19 protein-coding genes are annotated in these 18230 nt (G+C 66.9%); 10 read left to right on the top strand and 9 right to left on the bottom strand.

What is annotated here, in order from left to right:
* Positions 1-14: 14 nt before the first annotated feature.
* Positions 15-2069, bottom strand: a complete 2055-nt coding sequence (gene glyS, locus A9179_RS22600) for a glycine--tRNA ligase subunit beta (RefSeq protein ID WP_187808424.1) — start codon at positions 2067-2069, stop codon at positions 15-17.
* Positions 2066-3013, bottom strand: coding sequence for a glycine--tRNA ligase subunit alpha (gene glyQ / locus A9179_RS22595; RefSeq protein ID WP_187808423.1), 948 nt, complete (start codon positions 3011-3013; stop codon positions 2066-2068). The genes glyS and glyQ overlap by 4 nt, the downstream gene beginning before the upstream one ends.
* A gap of 342 nt (positions 3014-3355) precedes the next feature.
* Between glyQ and A9179_RS22590 the strand changes: the two genes are divergently transcribed.
* The 4 genes from A9179_RS22590 (at position 3356) to A9179_RS22575 (ending at position 6455) form a co-directional block, all read left to right on the top strand.
* On the top strand, positions 3356-4573 hold the full coding sequence (locus tag A9179_RS22590) for a class I SAM-dependent methyltransferase (protein WP_187808422.1): 1218 nt from the start codon (positions 3356-3358) through the stop codon (positions 4571-4573).
* A 51-nt stretch (positions 4574-4624) separates the two neighbouring features.
* Positions 4625-5173: a DNA-3-methyladenine glycosylase I gene (locus tag A9179_RS22585; RefSeq protein WP_187808421.1), complete on the top strand. Its 549-nt coding sequence runs from the start codon at positions 4625-4627 to the stop codon at positions 5171-5173.
* A gap of 64 nt (positions 5174-5237) precedes the next feature.
* The gene (locus tag A9179_RS22580; RefSeq protein ID WP_187808420.1) at positions 5238-6125 is read left to right on the top strand and encodes a lysophospholipid acyltransferase; all 888 of its coding nucleotides are present in this window, start codon (positions 5238-5240) and stop codon (positions 6123-6125) included.
* 60 nt (positions 6126-6185) lie between these two features.
* The gene (locus tag A9179_RS22575; RefSeq protein WP_187808419.1) at positions 6186-6455 is read left to right on the top strand and encodes a PilZ domain-containing protein; all 270 of its coding nucleotides are present in this window, start codon (positions 6186-6188) and stop codon (positions 6453-6455) included.
* Positions 6456-6490: 35 nt separating this feature from the next.
* Here A9179_RS22575 and A9179_RS22570 read toward each other — a convergent pair whose 3' ends face one another.
* From A9179_RS22570 to def, 5 genes are read right to left on the bottom strand one after another with little or no spacing between them, the layout of a single operon-like run.
* Complete coding sequence (locus A9179_RS22570) at positions 6491-6820, bottom strand: tetratricopeptide repeat protein (RefSeq protein WP_187808418.1); 330 nt, start codon at positions 6818-6820, stop codon at positions 6491-6493.
* 10 nt (positions 6821-6830) lie between these two features.
* Positions 6831-8204, bottom strand: a complete 1374-nt coding sequence (trkA, locus tag A9179_RS22565) for a Trk system potassium transporter TrkA (protein WP_187808417.1) — start codon at positions 8202-8204, stop codon at positions 6831-6833.
* An 11-nt stretch (positions 8205-8215) separates the two neighbouring features.
* Positions 8216-9529: a 16S rRNA (cytosine(967)-C(5))-methyltransferase RsmB gene (gene rsmB, locus A9179_RS22560; RefSeq protein WP_187808416.1), complete on the bottom strand. Its 1314-nt coding sequence runs from the start codon at positions 9527-9529 to the stop codon at positions 8216-8218.
* A complete protein-coding gene (gene fmt, locus A9179_RS22555) occupies positions 9526-10458 on the bottom strand; it encodes a methionyl-tRNA formyltransferase (RefSeq protein ID WP_187808415.1) in 933 nt (310 codons plus the stop codon). Before fmt ends, rsmB begins: the two co-directional genes overlap by 4 nt.
* Before the next feature lie 54 nt (positions 10459-10512).
* Entirely contained in the window at positions 10513-11019 is a 507-nt protein-coding gene (def, locus tag A9179_RS22550) for a peptide deformylase (protein ID WP_187808414.1), read from the bottom strand.
* Positions 11020-11152: 133 nt separating this feature from the next.
* Between def and A9179_RS22545 the strand changes: the two genes are divergently transcribed.
* The 3 genes from A9179_RS22545 (at position 11153) to tsaC (ending at position 13944) form a co-directional block, all read left to right on the top strand.
* Positions 11153-12178 (top strand): LysM peptidoglycan-binding domain-containing protein, encoded by a 1026-nt coding sequence (locus tag A9179_RS22545; protein WP_187808413.1) that lies wholly within the window; start codon positions 11153-11155, stop codon positions 12176-12178.
* Between the two features lie 76 nt (positions 12179-12254).
* The gene (gene dprA, locus A9179_RS22540; protein WP_187808412.1) at positions 12255-13343 is read left to right on the top strand and encodes a DNA-processing protein DprA; all 1089 of its coding nucleotides are present in this window, start codon (positions 12255-12257) and stop codon (positions 13341-13343) included.
* A gap of 43 nt (positions 13344-13386) precedes the next feature.
* Entirely contained in the window at positions 13387-13944 is a 558-nt protein-coding gene (gene tsaC, locus A9179_RS22535) for an L-threonylcarbamoyladenylate synthase type 1 TsaC (RefSeq protein WP_187808411.1), read from the top strand.
* A gap of 28 nt (positions 13945-13972) precedes the next feature.
* Here tsaC and A9179_RS22530 read toward each other — a convergent pair whose 3' ends face one another.
* Positions 13973-14950, bottom strand: a complete 978-nt coding sequence (locus A9179_RS22530; protein WP_187808410.1) for an NADPH:quinone reductase — start codon at positions 14948-14950, stop codon at positions 13973-13975.
* A gap of 115 nt (positions 14951-15065) precedes the next feature.
* Between A9179_RS22530 and hemF the strand changes: the two genes are divergently transcribed.
* The 3 genes from hemF (at position 15066) to A9179_RS22515 (ending at position 17754) form a co-directional block, all read left to right on the top strand.
* Positions 15066-15977, top strand: coding sequence for an oxygen-dependent coproporphyrinogen oxidase (hemF, locus tag A9179_RS22525; protein WP_187808409.1), 912 nt, complete (start codon positions 15066-15068; stop codon positions 15975-15977).
* A gap of 79 nt (positions 15978-16056) precedes the next feature.
* Positions 16057-16875, top strand: coding sequence for a shikimate dehydrogenase (gene aroE, locus A9179_RS22520; RefSeq protein ID WP_187808408.1), 819 nt, complete (start codon positions 16057-16059; stop codon positions 16873-16875).
* Positions 16876-16881: 6 nt separating this feature from the next.
* Positions 16882-17754, top strand: coding sequence for an EamA family transporter (locus tag A9179_RS22515; protein WP_187808407.1), 873 nt, complete (start codon positions 16882-16884; stop codon positions 17752-17754).
* A 77-nt stretch (positions 17755-17831) separates the two neighbouring features.
* Here the strand turns inward: A9179_RS22515 and A9179_RS22510 are convergent, their stop codons facing one another.
* Entirely contained in the window at positions 17832-18053 is a 222-nt protein-coding gene (locus tag A9179_RS22510; RefSeq protein ID WP_262410765.1) for a hypothetical protein, read from the bottom strand.
* Positions 18054-18230: the final 177 nt, after the last annotated feature.

The raw sequence follows: 18230 nt of genomic DNA, 5'->3' as shown, positions 1-18230 counted from the left end.
GCCCGGTGTAGCCGTCAGCCCAGCAGGGAGATATCGGCGACGCCGAGGAACAGGCCGCGCAGCTGGTTGAGCAGCGCATAGCGGTTGGCGCGTACGGCGGCGTCATCGGCATTGACCATGACCGCGTCGAAGTACGCATCCACCGGCTCGCGCAGGCTGGCCAGCTGGGCCAGGGCTTCGCGATAGCAGCGCGCGGCAGCCATCGGCGCCACGCTCTGCGCCGCGCTGGCCACGGCCTGGGCCAGGGCCTGTTCGGCACCGGCTTCCAGCAGGGCGCTGTTCAGCGTGGCCGGCAGCTCGCCTTCGGCCTTGGCCAGGATGTTCGACACGCGCTTGTTGGCGGCGGCCAGGGCAGCGGCCTGCGGCAGCTGACGGAAGGCCTGCACGGCCTGCACGCGCTGGTCGAAGTCCAGCGGCGCAGCGGGCTTGAGGGCACGCACGGCCTGGTACACGGCAACGTCCACGCCTTCGTCCTCGTAGCGCGCACGCAGGCGGTCGAAGATGAAGTCCAGCACCTGCGGGGCCAGGCCGTCGGCCTTGACCTTGTCGCCATACAGGCCGATGGCGAAGCCGACGGTCTCGACCAGGTCGAGATCCAGCTGCTTCTCGATCAGGATGCGCAGCACGCCGAGGGCGGCACGGCGCAGGGCGTAGGGATCCTTGGAGCCGGTCGGCAGCATGCCGATGCCGAAGATGCCGACCAGGGTGTCGAGCTTGTCGGCCACCGCCACGGCGGCACCGGTCAGGGTGCTCGGCAGCTCGGCGCCGGCGCCGCGCGGCATGTACTGCTCGTTCAGCGCCAGGGCCACGTCTTCCGGCTCGCCGTCGTGCTTGGCGTAGTAGTAGCCGGCGATGCCCTGCATTTCCGGGAACTCGCCGACCATCTCGCTGGCCAGGTCGCACTTGCTCAGGATACCGGCGCGGGCAGCGCGGGCGGCGTCGCCGCCGATGCGCTCGGCGATGAAGCCGGCCAGTTTGGAGACGCGCTCGGCCTTGTCATAGACGGTACCGAGCTGGGCCTGGAACACCACGTTCTGCAGGCGGGCGTTGAAGCTTTCCAGCTTCTGCTTCTTGTCCTGCTTGAAGAAGAACTCGGCGTCGGTGAGGCGCGGGCGCACCACCTTCTCGTTGCCGGAAACGATCTGCGCCGGGTCTTTCGACTCGATGTTGGCCACGGTGATGAAGCGCGGCAGCAGCTTGCCGTTGGCGTCCAGCAGGCAGAAGTACTTCTGGTTGTCCTGCATGGTGGTGATCAGGGCTTCCTGCGGCACTTCAAGGAAGCGCTCCTCGAACGAGCAGACCAGCGGTACCGGCCATTCGACCAGGGCGGTCACTTCGTCGAGCAGGGCCGGCGGCACGATGGCCGTGCCGTTCTCGGCGCGGGCCAGCTCGGCGATGCGCTGGGCGATCTGTTCGCGACGCTTGGCGAAGTCGGCGATCACGAAGGCGCCGCGCAGGTCGTGGGAGTAGCTGGCCGGGCTCTCGATCGCCACGTCGAAGTTGGCGTGGAAGCGGTGGCCGCGGGACATGCGCCCGGCCTTCTGGGCGAGGATCTCGCAGTCGATCACGTGCTGGCCGAAGAGCATCACCAGCCACTGGCTCGGGCGGACGAACTCGGTCTTGCCGGCGCCCCAGCGCATGCGCTTGGGAATCGGCAGGTCGTTCAGCGAGGCTTCGACTATGCCTGGCAGCAGGCTGACGGCCGGCTGGCCGGCGATGCTCTGGCTGAACTTCAGCTTGGGCCCGCTCTGGTCGATCTGGCTCAGTTCGACGCCGCATTTCTTGGCGAAGCCGAGGGCGGCCTGGGTCGGGTTGCCGTCCTTGTCGAAGGCCGCCTGCACGGGCGGGCCGTCGAGGTTGACGGTGCGATCCGGCTGCTGGCTGGCGAGGGCTTCGACCAGTACGGCGAGACGGCGCGGGGCGGCGTAGTAGCGCGCCTTGGTGTAGCTCAGGCCGGCGACCTTGAGGCCTTTCTCGACGCCGGCGAGGAAGGCTTCGCCGAGGCTGTTGAGGGCTTTCGGTGGCAGCTCTTCGGTGCCCAGTTCAACCAGGAAATCATGAGCACTCATTCTGCTGCCTCCAGCTTGGCCAGTACTTCGTCACGCAGTTCGGGGCTGGCCATGGGGAAGCCGAGCTTGGCACGCGCCTGCAGGTAGCTCTGTGCCACGGCGCGGGCCAGGGTGCGCACGCGCAGGATGTACTGCTGGCGCGCGGTCACCGAGATGGCGCGGCGGGCGTCCAGCAGGTTGAAGGTGTGCGAGGCCTTGAGCACCATCTCGTAGGTCGGCAGCGGCAGCTGCAGCTCGATCAGGCGGTTGGCTTCGGCTTCATAGAAGTCGAACAGTTCGAACAGCTTGTCGACATTGGCGTGTTCGAAGTTGTAGGTGGACTGCTCCACCTCGTTCTGGTGGAACACGTCGCCGTAGGTGACCTTGCCGAAGGGGCCGTCGGTCCAGACCAGGTCGTACACCGAGTCGACACCCTGGATGTACATGGCCAGGCGCTCGAGACCGTAGGTGATCTCGCCGGTGACCGGGTAGCACTCGATACCACCAACCTGCTGGAAGTAGGTGAACTGGGTGACTTCCATGCCGTTCAGCCAGATTTCCCAGCCCAGGCCCCAGGCGCCGAGGGTCGGCGATTCCCAGTTGTCTTCGACGAAACGGATGTCGTGCACCAGCGGGTCGATGCCGATGGCCTTCAGCGAGCCCAGGTACAGTTCCTGGAAGTTGCTCGGGTTGGGTTTGAGCACCACCTGGAACTGGTAGTAGTGCTGCAGGCGGTTGGGGTTCTCGCCGTAGCGGCCGTCGGCGGGACGGCGGGACGGTTGCACGTAGGCAGCGTTCCAGGTCTCCGGGCCTACGGCGCGCAGGAAGGTGGCGGTGTGGAAGGTGCCGGCCCCCACTTCCATGTCGTAGGGCTGCAGGATCACACAACCCTGCTCGGCCCAGTAACTCTGCAGGGCAAGGATCAGACCTTGGAAGGTGCTCACGTCGGGCGTAGTCTGGCTCACGAATTTCACCGGTATCGAGGCGTTTGCGTAAAGCCGCGCAGTATACCCGATCAGGCCCGCGCTGGATGTGGCAGCAGGCGTACCCCGTCAGCCCGGTGCGCACGGACGCGGCGTACCCTGTAGCATTACTGCCCCTTGCCAGTACCGGCAGCGCTTAGAACCTGTTTACGATCCCCTGTCCGTCGGCCATACCACGTCAAAAACAGGCTCGGAATGCTCATTTACAGCTCGTAAACTCCGCTTCCTCGCCGTTTTGACCAGCCGGAGGCTGTTACTGGCGTAGCGCCTTGTCTGGCTCTAGTCCAGAAGATCGTAAACAGGTTCTTAATTCAGGCCTTTTCCATGTCAGTCGAACCCTTGCCCAACGCCGCCGCTACCGCCCGTGACGAGTTTCTTACCCTGCTGGAAACCAGCGTGGTGCAGAACACCCTGGTCAAGCTGCTGCTGAGCAAGTACCAGGGCGAGGAAGCCGAGCTGCAGCGCCTGACCATTCGCCCGGTAACGGTCAAGGGCCAGGCCTGCCTGTCGTTCGTTTCCACCTACAAGACCCGCGACCTGACCAAGAACCTGCCCGTGGTCGAAGCCCTGGCGCATATCGCCAGCCTGCTGCCTGCAGCCTTCAAGAACGCCCACCTGCTGTCGCTGACCGAGGATGTGCAGCTGAGCTTCGGCAAGAAGGACAAGGCCCGTCTGTTCGTCGGCAAGGCGGTCGAGCGCGAGGCGCCGGCCGCTGGCCATGACCGGGAGAAGAAGCGCTTTCTCGAACTGAGCCGGCCCTTTCTCACCGATCTGGGAGTGACCACCGCCAAGCACGAGCTGGTGCCGGCGATGGCGCGCAAGTGGAAGCAGATCAACAAGTTCATCGAGGTGTTTTCCCACGCCCTGAGCCATTCGCCGCTGCAGCAGCGCGATCCGCAGCTGCCGATCCATGCGGTCGACTTCGGTTCGGGCAAGGGCTACCTGACCTTCGCCATGCACGACTACCTGCGCAACAGCCTGGGCCTGCAGGGCCAGGTCACCGGCGTGGAGTTGCGCGAAGACATGGTGCGCCTGGGCAACACCGCCGCTGCCCGCCTGGAGCAGCCGGGCCTGCGCTTCGAGCACGGCGATGTGCGCACCTACACCCCGGCCGCCATCGACGTGATGATCGCCCTGCACGCCTGCGACGTGGCCACCGACTACGCCCTGCACCTGGGCATTCGCAGCGGCGCGGCGATCATCATGTGCTCGCCCTGCTGCCACAAGCAGATCCGCCCGCAGATGCAGATGCCGAGCCTGCTCAAGCCCATGCTGCAGTACGGCGTGCACCTCGGCCAGGAAGCCGAGATGGTCACCGACAGCCTGCGCGCCCTGCTGCTGGAAGCCTGCGGTTATGAGACCAAGGTGTTCGAGTTCGTCTCCCTGGAGCACACCAACAAGAACAAGATGATTCTTGCGGTGAAGCGCCCCGAACCGGTGGAACCGGGCGCGCTGCTGGAGAAGATCCAGGGCATCAAGCAATTCTACGGCATCCAGGAACATTGCCTGGAAACCCTGCTGCAGGCCGACGGGCGCTTTTAACGGTCGCCGTTGCGCTACAGTGCGCCACGACTATGTCTGGATATGAACGCCATGCCGCGCTGCTTCTGGTGTAACGACGATCCGCTGTATATCCGCTACCACGACGAAGAGTGGGGCGTGCCCTCGCGTGATGCCCGGCATCTGTTCGAGATGCTGCTGCTGGAAGGCGCCCAGGCCGGGCTGTCGTGGATCACCGTGCTGAAGAAGCGCGAGCGCTACCGCGAAGTGCTGTTCGGTTTCGACCCCGCGCGCCTGGCGCTGATGAGCGACGCGGAGATCGAGGAGCGCATGCAGGATCCCGGCATCATCCGCAACCGCCTCAAGCTCAAGGCGGCGCGGCAGAACGCCCAGGCCTGGCTCAAGCTGGAAGACCCGGTGACGCTGCTGTGGTCGTTCGTCGGCGGCGCACCGAAGATCAATCACTTCAGCGGTCGTGGTGACGTGCCGGCGGTGACGCCCGAGGCCGAGGCGATGAGCAAGGCGCTGAAGAAGCGCGGCTTCACCTTCGTTGGCCCGACCATCTGCTACGCCTACATGCAGGCCACCGGCATGGTCATGGATCACACCCGCGACTGCGAGCGTTATGCCGCGCTGAGCTAGGCGGCCTGCACCCGCGGGTCACAGTCGCTACAATGCCCACCTTTTTCGTGTTCCGGAGTCCCCTGTGGAGAAGTTCAAAGGCGCCCTGGTTGTCGGTTTCCTGCGACTGTTCGCCCTGCTGCCCTGGCGCGCCGCGCAGGCGGTCGGCGGGCTGATCGGCTGGCTGCTGTGGAAGCTGCCGAACCGCTCGCGCGAGGTGGTACGGATCAACCTGGAAAAGTGCTTCCCGCAGCTATCGGCGGACGAGCGTGAGCGTCTGGTCGGGCAAAGCCTGCGCGACATCGGCCGCACCCTGACCGAGAGCGCCTGTGCCTGGATCTGGCCGGCGCAGAAGTCGCTGCAGCTGATTCGCCAGGTGGAAGGCGGCGAGGTGCTGCAGGCGGCCCTGGCCAGCGGCAAGGGCGTGGTGCTGCTGAGCAGCCACCTGGGCAACTGGGAACTGCTGCTGCAGTACGTCAGCTCGATCTGCCAGCCGATCATTCTCTACCGTCCGCAGAAGCTGCAGGCGGTGGACGAGCTGCTGGTCAGGCAGCGCACCCAGCTGGGCAACCACCTGGCCGCTTCGACCAAGGAAGGCATCCTCAGCCTGATCAAGACCGTGCGCAAAGGCGGAGTCGCCGGGATCGCCGCCGACCCCGAGCCGAGCCTGTCCAGCGGGGTGTTCGTGCCCTTCTTCGGCGTGCCGACCCTGACCAGCAAGTTCGTGCCCTCGCTGGTGCACGGGCGCAAGGCCGAGGCGGTGTTCATGCATGCTCTGCGCCTGGACGACGGCAGCGGCTACCGGGTGGTGATCGAGGCGGCGCCGGAGGCGATCTACGGCGAGGACGTCGAGGCGGCGGTGGCGGCGCTGAACGCGGGCATTGAGAAGCAGGTGCGCCAGGCGCCGAGCCAGTACATGTGGAGCATGAAACGCTTCAAGAAGCGCCCGGCCGGCGAGAAGAAGTGGTATTGATGCGCAAGGCATTAGCCAGTACCGTCTGAAGCATTTCCAGCCCATAACAACAGGACAGGCATGGACAACAAGCGCGATCACAAGCGTACCCCGCTCAAGGTACAGCTACGCATCGACCACCCGCTGCACGGGCAGATGCTGGTGACTACCCGCGATATCTCCGAGAGCGGTGTGTTCGTGGTGATCGACGATGCCCAGCGCCTGCTGCAGATCGGCGAGGTGGTCAGCGGCCAGGTGCAGGGCCTGCCGATCCCGGCGCCGGTGGTGCAGATGCAGGTGGTGCGCTTCGAGCCCAGTGGCGTGGCGCTGATCTTCCAGCGCGAAGACTGAGAGCCTGATTCCTTAGTGGCAGGCCGCCTGAGGCGCTAGACGCCCTCTCCCGCCGCCTTCTCCAGGCGCCGCAGAAACACCGTCATTTCCTTTTCCGTCTGCTTGTCGCCACGCTTGCGCGCCACCTCCAGGCCGTTGTGCCAGGCCTGGCGCGCTTCTTCCTGCATGCCCTGGCGCTGGCAGGCCTGGCCCAGCAGCTTCCATGCCGCCGAGTAGTTGGGGTCGAAGCGCAGGCAGTGCTGCAGGTGCTCGGCCGCCTGCTCGGCCTGGCCGGCGTCGAGGTAGGCCTTGCCCAGGCCGAAGCGCAGCAGGGCGTTGTCCACCCCGCGGGCCAGCAGCTTTTCCAGGGAATCCGGAGTGGTCATGCAGCGGGTCTCAGAAGAAGGTCAAACCAACCTGGAACAGCCGTTCTACATCGCGAATGTACTTCTTGTCGACCAGGAACAGGATCACGTGGTCGCCGGACTCGATCAGGGTGTCGTCGTGGGCGATCAGCACTTCCTCGTCGCGAATGATCGCGCCGATGGTGGTGCCCGGTGGCAGGGCGATCTCCTCGATCATGCGGCCGACCACCTTGCTCGACTTGGCGTCGCCGTGGGCGATGGCCTCGATGGCTTCCGCCGCACCGCGGCGCAGCGAGTGCACGCTCTCGATATCGCCGCGGCGCACGTGGGTCAGCAGGGTGCCGATGGTGGCCAACTGCGGGCTGATGGCGATGTCGATGTCGCCGCCCTGCACCAGGTCGACATAGGCCGGGTTGTTGATGATGGTCATCACCTTGCGCGCGCCGAGGCGCTTGGCCAGCAGCGAGGACATGATGTTGGCCTCGTCGTCGTTGGTCAGGGCGAGGAAGATGTCGGCCTCGTTGATGTTCTCTTCCACCAGCAGGTCGCGGTCGGAGGCACTGCCCTGCAGCACGATGGTGCTCTCCAGGTTCTCCGACAGGTAGCGGCAGCGCGCCGGGTTCATCTCGATGATCTTTACCTGGTAGCGGCTCTCGATGGCCTCGGCCAGGCGCTCGCCGATATGCCCGCCGCCGGCGATGACGATGCGCTTGTAGTTGTCTTCCAGGCGGCGCAGCTCGCTCATCACCGCGCGGATGTGAGCCTTGGCGGCAATGAAGAACACTTCGTCGTCGGCTTCGATCACCGTGTCGCCCTGCGGCATGATCGGTCGGTTGCGCCGGAAGATGGCCGCCACCCGGGTGTCGACGTTGGGCATGTGCTCGCGCAGCTGGCGGATCTGCTGGCCGATCAGCGGGCCGCCGTAGTAGGCCTTGACCGCCACCAGCTGGGCCTTGCCCTCGGCGAAGTCGATCACCTGCAGAGCGCCGGGGTATTCGATCAGGCGCTTGATGTAGTTGGTCACCACCTGCTCGGGGCTGATCAGCACGTCGACCGGAATGGCCTCGTTGTCGAACAGCGCTTCGCGGGTCAGGTAGGCCGACTCGCGTACCCGGGCGATCTTGGTCGGGGTATGGAACAGGGTGTAGGCCACCTGGCAGGCGACCATGTTGATCTCGTCGCTGTTGGTCACCGCCACCAGCATGTCGGCGTCGTCGGCGCCGGCCTGGCGCAGCACGGTGGGGAAGGAGCCGCGGCCGACCACGGTGCGGATGTCCAGGCGGTCGCCGAGGTCGCGCAGGCGCTCGCTGTCGGTATCGACCACGGTGATGTCGTTGGCTTCGCCGGCCAGGTGCTCGGCCAGGGTGCCGCCGACTTGCCCGGCACCGAGGATGATGATCTTCACTGATCGCTCCGTTAGCCGCGGGTGGAGGCGGCGATTTTTATCAGCTTGGCATAGTAGAAGCCGTCGTGGCCGTCGATCTGCGGCAGCAACTGGCGGCCATGGGCCTGCTTGAGGCCGAAGGCGCCGGCGATATCCAGCTCGCGGGCGCCCGGGGTGCGGGCGAGGAAGGCGGCGATGTTGTCGCTGTTCTCCTCGGGCATCACCGAGCAGGTGGCGTAGAGCAGGATGCCGCCGACCTCCAGGGTCGGCCACAGGGCGTCGAGCAGCTCGGCCTGCAGCTGAGCCAGGGCCGGGATGTCCTCGGCCTGGCGGGTCAGCTTGATGTCCGGGTGGCGCCTGATCACCCCGGTGGCCGAGCAGGGCGCATCGAGCAGGATGCGCTGGAACGGCTTGCCGTCCCACCAACTGGCGGTGTCGCGGCCGTCGGCGGCGATCAGGGTGGCGTCGAGCTGCAGCCGTTCGAGGTTCTCGCGTACTCGCGCCAGGCGCGCCGGCTCGAGGTCGATGGCGACCACCTCGGCGAGGCCGGGTTCGGCTTCGAGCAGGTGGCAGGTCTTGCCGCCGGGAGCGGCGCAGGCATCCAGCACGCGCTGGCCGGGAGCCAGCTGGAGCAGGTCGGCGGCCAGCTGGGCGGCTTCGTCCTGCACGCTGAGGCGACCGTCCATGAAGCCCGGCAGGGTCTTCACATCGCAGGGCTGCAGCAGGCGCACGCCATCGCGGCTGAAGGTGCAGGGCACGGCTTCGATGCCGGCAGCCTGCAGTTCGGCCAGGTAGGCGGCGCGGTTGCCATGGCGGCGGTTGACCCGCAGCAGCAGCGGCGGATGGGCGTTGTTGGCGGCGCAGATGGCCTGCCAGTGCTCCGGCCAGCGCGCCTTGAGAGCCTTCTGCAGCCAGCGCGGATGGGCGGTGTGCAGCACCGGGTCGCGCTCCAGCTCGGCGAACAGCGCCTCGTGATCGCGCTGGGCATTGCGCAGCACGGCGTTGAGCAGACCCTTGAGCGAGGACTTCTTCAGCTTGTCGACACAGGCCACCGTTTCACCGATGGCGGCATGGGCCGGGATGCGGGTGTACAGCAGCTGGTACAGGCCGACCAGCAACAGCGCCTCGACATCGCGGTCGGCGGCCTTGAACGGCTTCTGCAACAGCTTGTCGGCGAGCAGTGCCAGGCGTGGCTGCCAGCGCGCGGTGCCAAAGGCGAGATCCTGGGCCAGGCCGCGATCGCGCGGCTCGACCTTGTCCAGCAGCGGCGGCAAGCTGCTGCCCAGCGAGGCCTTGCCGTTGAGTACGGCCGCCAGGGCGCGGGCGGCGGCCAGGCGTGGATTCATTGACCGAGTACCAGGCCGACGGCGAATTGCTCGCGGCGGCTGTTGTACAGGTCGCTGAAGGCCAGCGGCTTGCCACCGGGCAACTGCAGGCGGGTCAGGCGCAGGGCGCCGTCGCCGCAGGCGACGGTCAGGCCATTCTTGTCGGCGGCCAGTACGCTGCCAGGTACGCCTTTACCCTCGCCCAACTGGGCGGCCAGTACCTTGAGCGGCTCGCCATTCAGCGTGCTGTGGCAGATCGGCCAGGGGTTGAAGGCGCGGATCAGGCGCTCCAGCTCCACGGCCGGGCGGCTCCAGTCGAGGCGCGCCTCGTCCTTGTTCAGCTTGTGCGCATAGGTGGCCAGGCTGTCGTCCTGCACTTCGCCATGCAGCTCGCCGGCCGCCAGCTTGCCCACGGCCTCGACCACTGCTGCCGAGCCGAGCTGGGCCAGGCGGTCGTGCAGGCTGCCGCCGGTGTCTTCGGCGGTGATGGTGGTGCTGACCTTGAGCAGCATCGGGCCGGTATCCAGGCCGGCTTCCATCTGCATCACGGTGACGCCGCTCGTGGCGTCGCCAGCCTGCACGGCGCGCTGGATCGGCGCCGCGCCGCGCCAGCGTGGCAGCAGCGAAGCGTGGCTGTTGATGCAGCCCAGGCGCGGGGTGTCCAGCACCACCTGGGGCAGGATCAGGCCGTAGGCCACCACCACCATCAGGTCGGCATCCAGGGTCTTGAGCTCGGCCTGGGCCGCCGGGTCGCGCAGGGTCTGCGGCTGGTACACGGCGATGCCGTGCTGCAGCGCCAGTTGTTTGACCGGGCTGGGCATAAGCTTCTGCCCGCGCCCGGCTGGGCGATCCGGCTGGGTGTAGACGGCGACTATCTCGCGGCCTGCATCGAGCAGGGCCTGCAGGTGCTGGGCAGCGAATTCCGGGGTGCCGGCGAAGATGATGCGCATGAAGGGCTCGCTAAAGAAAAAGGCTTGCCGGGGCAAGCCTTTGGGAGTCGGGGATCACGCCTGCTGGCGGTGCTGTTTTTCCAGCTTCTTCTTGATCCGGTCGCGCTTGAGGCTGGACAGGTAGTCGACGAACAGCTTGCCGTTGAGATGGTCGCACTCGTGCTGGATGCACACGGCCAGCAGGCCTTCGGCGATCAGCTCGTAGGGCTTGCCGTCACGGCCCTGGGCCTTGATCTTGACCTTCTGCGGGCGGTCGACGTTCTCGTAGAAGCCGGGCACCGACAGGCAGCCTTCCTGGTACTGATCCATCTCTTCGGTGAGCGATTCGAACTCGGGGTTGATGAACACCCGCGGCTCGGATTTGTCCTCGGACAGATCCATCACCACCACGCGCTTGTGCACGTTGACCTGGGTCGCGGCCAGGCCGATGCCGGGCGCGGCGTACATGGTCTCGAACATGTCGTCGATCAGCGTGTTCAGCGCCGTGTCGAATACGGTTACCGGCTTGGCGATGGTGCGCAGGCGCGGGTCGGGAAATTCGAGGATGTTGAGAATCGCCATAGATGTTTGTGATGCACTTGTGGAATAAAGTCAAAAACCGCTGCTAAGATGATGAACAGCTTTGAAAAACGGCTTTGAAGCCACGTATTCTGCGGCTTACAGGCGCCAGCCACATAATAAAGGGATTCACCGCATGAGGAAATCACTACTCGCCCTGCTACTTCTCGCCGTTGGCGGTCTGGCCCAGGCAGAAGTGCAGCTCAAGGAAGGTCATCCGGACCGCTACACCGTGGTCAAGGGTGACACGCTCTGGGACATTTCCGGCAAATTCCTCAGCCAACCGTGGAAGTGGCCCGAACTGTGGCACGCCAACCCGCAGATCGAGAATCCGCACCTGATCTATCCGGGCGATACCCTGAGCCTGGTCTACGTTGACGGCCAGCCGCGCCTGGTGCTCAACCGCGGCGAGTCGCGCGGCACCATCAAGCTGTCGCCCCAGGTACGTACCACACCGATGGCTCAGGCCATTCCGGCCATCCCGCTGGAGGCGATCAACAGCTTCCTGCTGAGCAACCGCATCGTCGATTCGGCCGAAGATTTCAACGGCAAGCCCTACGTGGTAGCCGGGCAGCAGGAAAGTGTGATCAGCGGTGCCGGTGACCGGGTCTATGCCCGCGGTGCTTTCGACCAGACACAACCGGCCTATGGCATCTTCCGTCAGGGCAAGACCTACACCGACCCGGAAACCCAGGAGTTCCTCGGCATCAATGCCGACGATATCGGCAGCGGCGAGCTGGTGGCCGAAGAGGGCGACATTGGTACCCTGACCCTGACCCGTTCGACCCAGGAAGTTCGCCCGGGTGACCGCCTGTTCCCCACCGAGGAGCGTGCGGTTACTTCGACCTTCATGCCCAGCGAGCCGCCGACCGATGTCAATGGTCTGATCCTCGATGTACCGCGCGGTGTGGCCAAGATCGGCCAGTACGATGTGGTGACCATCAACAAGGGCAAGATCGACGGTCTGAGCGAAGGCAACGTGCTGGCGGTGTACAAGACCGGCGAGACCGTGCGTGACCGGGTTACCGACGAGTCGGTGAAGATCCCCGACGAGCGCTCCGGCCTGCTGATGGTGTTCCGCACCTACGAGAAGCTCAGCTACGGCCTGGTGCTCTACGCCACCCGCGACCTGGCGGTGATGGACAAGGTGAAGAACCCGTAATACCCAGAACCCCCGCGAAAGCGGGGGTTTTGCTTTCTGCGGCCCGCACCGGGCGCGCTTGATCAAGGATGATCAGATGAGTGCCATATCCCCCGCCGAACTGGAGGCGCGCCTGCGCCTGCATGGCCTGCCCGAACTCGGGCCACGGCGGTTCCGCCGCCTGCTCGAGGCTTTCCAATCCGCCTCCGCTGCCCTCAGTGCTCCGGCTGCCGCCTGGCGCAGCCTCGGCCTGCCGGCCATCTGTGCCGAGGCGCGGCGCAGTGCGGCGACTCGCCAGCAGGCCGCCGAGGCGCTGGCCTGGCTGGAGTCGCCGAACCAGCAACTGCTGATGTGGGACGATGCCCGCTATCCGGCCTTGCTCGCCGAGCTGAGCGATGCCCCGCCGCTGCTGTTCGTTGCCGGCGAGCCGGGGCTGCTGGAACGCCCGCAGCTGGCCATGGTCGGCAGCCGGCGCGCCTCGCGTCCGGGGCTGAATACCGCCCGGGCCTTTGCTCGCAGCCTGGCCGGTGGCGGTTTCGCGATCACCAGCGGGCTGGCCCTGGGTATCGATGGTGCGGCGCACCAGGGCGCGCTGGATGCTGGAGGTGCCACGCTGGCAGTGCTGGGTACCGGTCTGCAGTGCATCTACCCGCAGCGCCATGCCGGCCTGGCCGAGCGGATAGTGGCCGAAGGCGGCGCGCTGGTCTCCGAGCTGCCGCTGGCCAGTCCGCCTCAGGCCGGCAACTTTCCGCGGCGTAACCGCATCATCAGCGGCCTGGCGCTCGGTGTGCTGGTGGTCGAGGCCAGCCCGTCCAGCGGCTCGCTGATCACCGCGCGGCTGGCTGCCGAGCAGGGGCGCGAGGTGTACGCCATTCCCGGTTCGATTCACCACCCCGGCGCGCGAGGCTGTCATCAACTGATCCGCGAGGGCGCGACCCTGGTGGAGAGTGTCGAGGATATTCTCCAGGCCCTGCGCGGCTGGCAGAGCCTGGCGCCGGCAGCGCCTGCCGTGGCGGTTCGCGATCACCCCTTGCTGCGCCAGCTGCGCGCCGCACCGCTGAGCAGCGAGGAGCTGGCGCGGGCCTGCGACCTGGCCCTGGGCGAGACCCTGGCGCAGCTCACCGAGCTGGAACTGGACGGCCTGGTGGTGTGCGAGGTCGGTCGCTGGGTACCCCGCAGCGCCTGAGGCCGCTAAACTCGCCGCCATTCAAGCCGGTTCGGGGGTAGGCATGCAAAGCAGTTGGCAGGTACAGCGGGTGGCACGGGTGGTGCGTCAGGGCGGCGTCATCGCTTATCCCACCGAGGCCGTCTGGGGGGTGGGTTGCGATCCGTGGAGCGAAGCGGCCGTTGAGCGCCTGCTGGCGCTCAAGGATCGGCCGATGCACAAGGGCCTGATCCTGGTGGCGGACAGCATCCGCCAGTTCGACTTCCTTCTCGACGATCTGCCCGAGCGCTGGATCGACCGTTTGGCCAGCACCTGGCCGGGGCCGAACACCTGGCTGGTGCCGCACCAGGATCGCCTGCCCGAATGGATCACCGGCCGCCATGACACGGTAGCCCTGCGCGTCAGCGACCATCCGCTGGTGCGCGAGCTGTGCGCCCAGGTCGGCCCGCTGGTGTCCACCTCGGCCAACCCGGCCGGGCGCCCGTCTGCGCGTTCGCGCCTGCGTGTCGAGCAGTATTTCCATGGCCAGCTCGATGCGGTGCTCGGCGGCGCCCTGGGCGGGCGGCGCAACCCCAGCCTGATCCGCGACCTGCGCACGGGCGATGTGATCCGCCCGTCCTGATTCTGTTGGCGGAGCGAGCTCCTGCCGGTCAGGGCAGCAGAATGGTCGAGCCGGTGGTCTGCCGGCTGCTCAGCGCCTCCTGCGCCTTGGCCGCATCGGCCAGGGCATAGCGCTGGCCGATCTCCACCTGGAGCGCACCGCTGGCGAGCAGGGCGAACAGCTCGTCGGCCATGGCCTGCAGGTGCTCGGCATTGCTGGCGTAGTTGCCCAGGGTCGGCCGGGTCACGTAGAGCGAGCCCTTCTGCGCCAGCACGCCGAGGTTGACCCCGGTCACCGCGCCGGAAGCGTTGCCGAAGCTGACCAGCAGGCCGCGCGGCGCCAGGCAGTCCAGCGAGCGCTCCCAGGTGTCCTTGCCCACCGAGTCGTAGACCACCGGGCACTTGGCTCCGCCGGTCAGCTCCAGCACTCGCTGCACCACGTCCTCGCGGCTGTAGTCGATGGTCGCCCAGGCGCCGTTGGCCTTGGCCAGGGCGGCTTTTTCCGGCGACGACACAGTGCCGATCAGCTTGACGCCCAGCGCCCGCGCCCACTGACAAGCGATCAGCCCGACACCGCCGGCCGCTGCGTGCCAGAGGATGGTCTGCCCGGCTTCGGCCCGGTAGGTCTGGCGCAGCAGGTACTGCACGGTCAGGCCCTTGAGCATCAGCGCGGCGGCCTGCTCGAAGCTGACCGCATCCGGCAGCCTGACCAGATGCTGGGCCGGCAGCACGTGCAGCTCGGCGTAGGCACCCAGCGGCCCGGTGCCGTAGGCCACGCGGTCGCCGACCTGCAGATGGGTCACTGCGCTGCCCACCGCCTCCACCTCGCCGGCGCCCTCGCAGCCCAGCCCGGACGGCAGGCTCGGCGGCTGGTACAGACCGCTGCGGTAGTAGGTGTCGATGAAGTTCAGGCCGATGGCGCGGTTGCGCACCCGCACCTCCAGCGGCCCCGGCGCGGCCGGCTGGCTGTCGATGAGCTCGAGTACGTCGGTGCCGCCGTGGCGGGAAAACTGGATACGCTTGGCCATCTCGGGACTCCTCTGCAAAAGAGCTCCATCCAAGCGCCGACCCTGACCCCCGTCAAGCCCGGCGGGGGCGACGATGGTATGCTTGCGCCCTCTTTTCCCCGCCCGGATCAATGCCGTGAGTGACCGTACCCTGGCCGTGAAGGCCTATCTGCTCGACCTGCAGGATCGCATCTGCGCCGCCCTGGCCGCCGAAGATGGCGGTGCCTTCTTCGAAGACAGCTGGGAGCGCCCGGCGGGTGGTGGTGGCCGTACCCGGGTGATCGAGAACGGCGCGCTGATCGAGAAGGGCGGGGTCAATTTCTCCCACGTGTTCGGCGACAGCCTGCCGCCATCGGCTAGCGCCCACCGTCCGGAACTGGCCGGGCGCGGCTTCGAGGCCATGGGCGTGTCGCTGGTGATCCATCCGGAGAACCCGCACATCCCCACCTCCCACGCCAACGTGCGCTTCTTCAGCGCCGAGAAGGCCGGCGAGGAGCCGGTCTGGTGGTTCGGTGGCGGCTTCGACCTGACTCCCTACTACGCCCATGAGGAAGACTGCGTGCACTGGCACCAGGTCGCCTTCGATGCCTGCGCACCCTTCGGCGCCGAGGTCTACCCGAAGTTCAAGGCGTGGTGTGACCGCTACTTCCACCTCAAGCACCGCGGCGAGCCGCGCGGCATCGGCGGGCTGTTCTTCGACGACCTCAACCAGTGGGACTTCGACACCAGCTTCGCCTTCCTGCGGGCTATCGGCGATGCCTATCTCCAGGCCTACCTGCCGATCATCCAGCGTCGTCGCAACACCCCGTTCACCGAGCAGCAGCGCGAGTTCCAGGCCTTCCGCCGCGGCCGCTACGTCGAGTTCAACCTGGTGTTCGACCGTGGCACCCTGTTCGGCCTGCAGTCCGGCGGGCGCACCGAGTCGATCCTCATGTCGCTGCCGCCGCAGGTGCGCTGGGGCTATGACTGGAAGCCCGAGCCGGGCAGCGCCGAAGCGCGCCTGACCGAGTACTTCCTGCAGGATCGCGACTGGTTGGCCCAGAACTGATCGCCGTGTAGGGCGGGTGGAACCCGCGAAGCGAGCATGCGGGTTTCACCCGCTCTACTTTCGAGATAAGGATTCCCCCATGGATCGCTACGGCGTATTCGGCAACCCCATCGGTCATAGCAAGTCGCCACTGATCCACGGCATGTTCGCCGCGCAGACCGGCCAGCAGCTGTCCTACGAGGCCCTGCTGGCGCCGCTGGATGACTTCAGCGGGTTTGCCCGCAGCTTCTTCGCCGAGGGCCGCGGCGGCAACGTCACCGTGCCGTTCAAGGAGCAGGCCTATCAGCTGGCCGACGAATTGACCGAGCGCGCCCGCCGCGCCGGCGCGGTGAACACCCTGAAGAAACTGGAGGACGGCCGCCTGCTCGGCGACAACACCGACGGCGCCGGCCTGGTGCGCGATCTCACGGTGAATGCCGGGCTCGACCTGAGCGGCAAGCGCATCCTCCTGCTCGGCGCCGGCGGCGCCGTGCGCGGTGTGCTGGCGCCGATCCTGGCGCACAACCCGCAGGCCCTGGTGATCGCCAACCGCACGGTGGAGAAGGCCGAGCAGCTGGCCCGCGAGTTCGCCGACCTCGGCCCGCTGGCCGCGGCCGGCTTCGACTGGCTCAGCGAACCGGTCGACCTGATCATCAATGGCACCTCGGCCTCGCTGGCCGGCGAGCTGCCGCCGCTCGAGCCGAGCCTGATCCAGCCCGGCCACACGGTGTGCTACGACATGATGTATGGCAAGCAGCAGACCGCCTTCAACCGCTGGGCTGCCGAACATGGCGCGGCACGCTGCATCGATGGCCTGGGCATGCTGGTGGAGCAGGCCGCCGAGGCCTTTTTCCTCTGGCGCGGGGTGCGTCCGCAGAGCGCGCCGGTACTGGCCGAGCTGCGTCACCAGCTGGTCTGACCCGGCATGCCCTACCTGCTGGTCGTCACCGGGCTGTGGGCCTTCTCCTTCAGCCTGATCGGCGAATACCTGGCCGGGCGGGTCGATAGCGACTTCGCCGTGCTGGTGCGGGTGTTGATCGCCGCCCTGGTGTTCCTCCCCTTCACCCGCTGGCGTGGCCTGCCGCACCGCTTGCTGGTCGGCTTCTGGCTGGCCGGGGCGCTGCAGTTCGGCATCACCTATCTGTGTCTGTACCGCAGCTTCCAGGTGCTGACGGTGGCTGAGGTGTTGCTGTTCACCGTGCTCACGCCGATCTACGTGACCCTGCTCGACGATGCCCTGGCGCGGCGCTTCAACCCCTGGGCGCTGGTGGCCGCGCTGGTGGCGGTAGGTGGCGGGGTGATCATTCGCTTCGACCGCCTGGAAGGTGACTACCTGCTCGGCTTCGTCCTGCTGCAGGTGGCCAACGCCAGCTTCGCCGCCGGCCAGGTGCTGTGTCGTCGCCTGCTCCTGCACTACCGGCCGGCGCAGCCGCTGCAGCGCTTCTTCGGCCACTTTTTCCTCGGCGCCCTGCTGCTGGCGCTGCCCTCCTTCCTGCTGTTCGGCAACCCGGACAAGCTGCCGCAGAGCGCCGTGCAGTGGGGCGTGCTGGCCTGGATGGGCCTGTTCGCCACGGCCCTGGGCATGTTCTGGTGGGTCAAGGGCAGCACCCGGGTGGAGGCCGGCACCCTGGCGATCATCAACGAGCTGCATGTGCCGGCCGGGCTGCTGGTCAACCTGCTGATCTGGAATCGCGACGCCGACCTGCCGCGCCTGGCGGCCGGCGGCGCGCTGATCCTGTTCTCGCTGTGGCTCGGCCGCCTGGGGCGGCGCCCGGGTCGGGCGCTGCCCGCGGCCTAGTTCAGCACGCCCTGGAGGATGGTGTAGACGATGCAGCTGGTGACAGCGATCAGCACCATATCGCTGCCGACCCGTCGTCATTCATAGTCCGGGTAGTGCGGCAGGCCGTGCAGGGCGCGAGTGTCCAGGCGTTTGCCGTAGCCGTGGGGCAGTGGCTGGCCCGGATTGCTGCGCCCGGCCTGCTGCTGACCCTGCGGGTATTGGCGGTCGTCCTCCGGTGCGGCATTGACCTGCACCAGGCTGCTGCTGATCAACAGGCCGATGCTGAGGGCGGCGACCCAGGGGTTGATGGCTTGCATGGAGTGTTCCTCGAATGGCGCAGGATGGCTGCAGGAAAAGTGGCGTTACTGCTTAGTCCTGTTTGCCACGCGAGCATTCCTGGGTAAGCCGATCTTTACCCTCACCTTTACCCAGTCGATACATTGGCCCGGCCCCGTCCGACCGAGGTGGCTGCCGGCTGCCGCCGGGTTCCGTAT

Origin of the sequence: Pseudomonas alcaligenes (assembly GCF_014490745.1) — a bacterium.
Classification (GTDB): Bacteria; Pseudomonadota; Gammaproteobacteria; order Pseudomonadales; family Pseudomonadaceae; genus Aquipseudomonas; species Aquipseudomonas alcaligenes_C.
The sequence above is the reverse complement of the archived record's forward strand: the minus strand, read 5'-3'. Positions and strand labels throughout refer to the sequence as shown.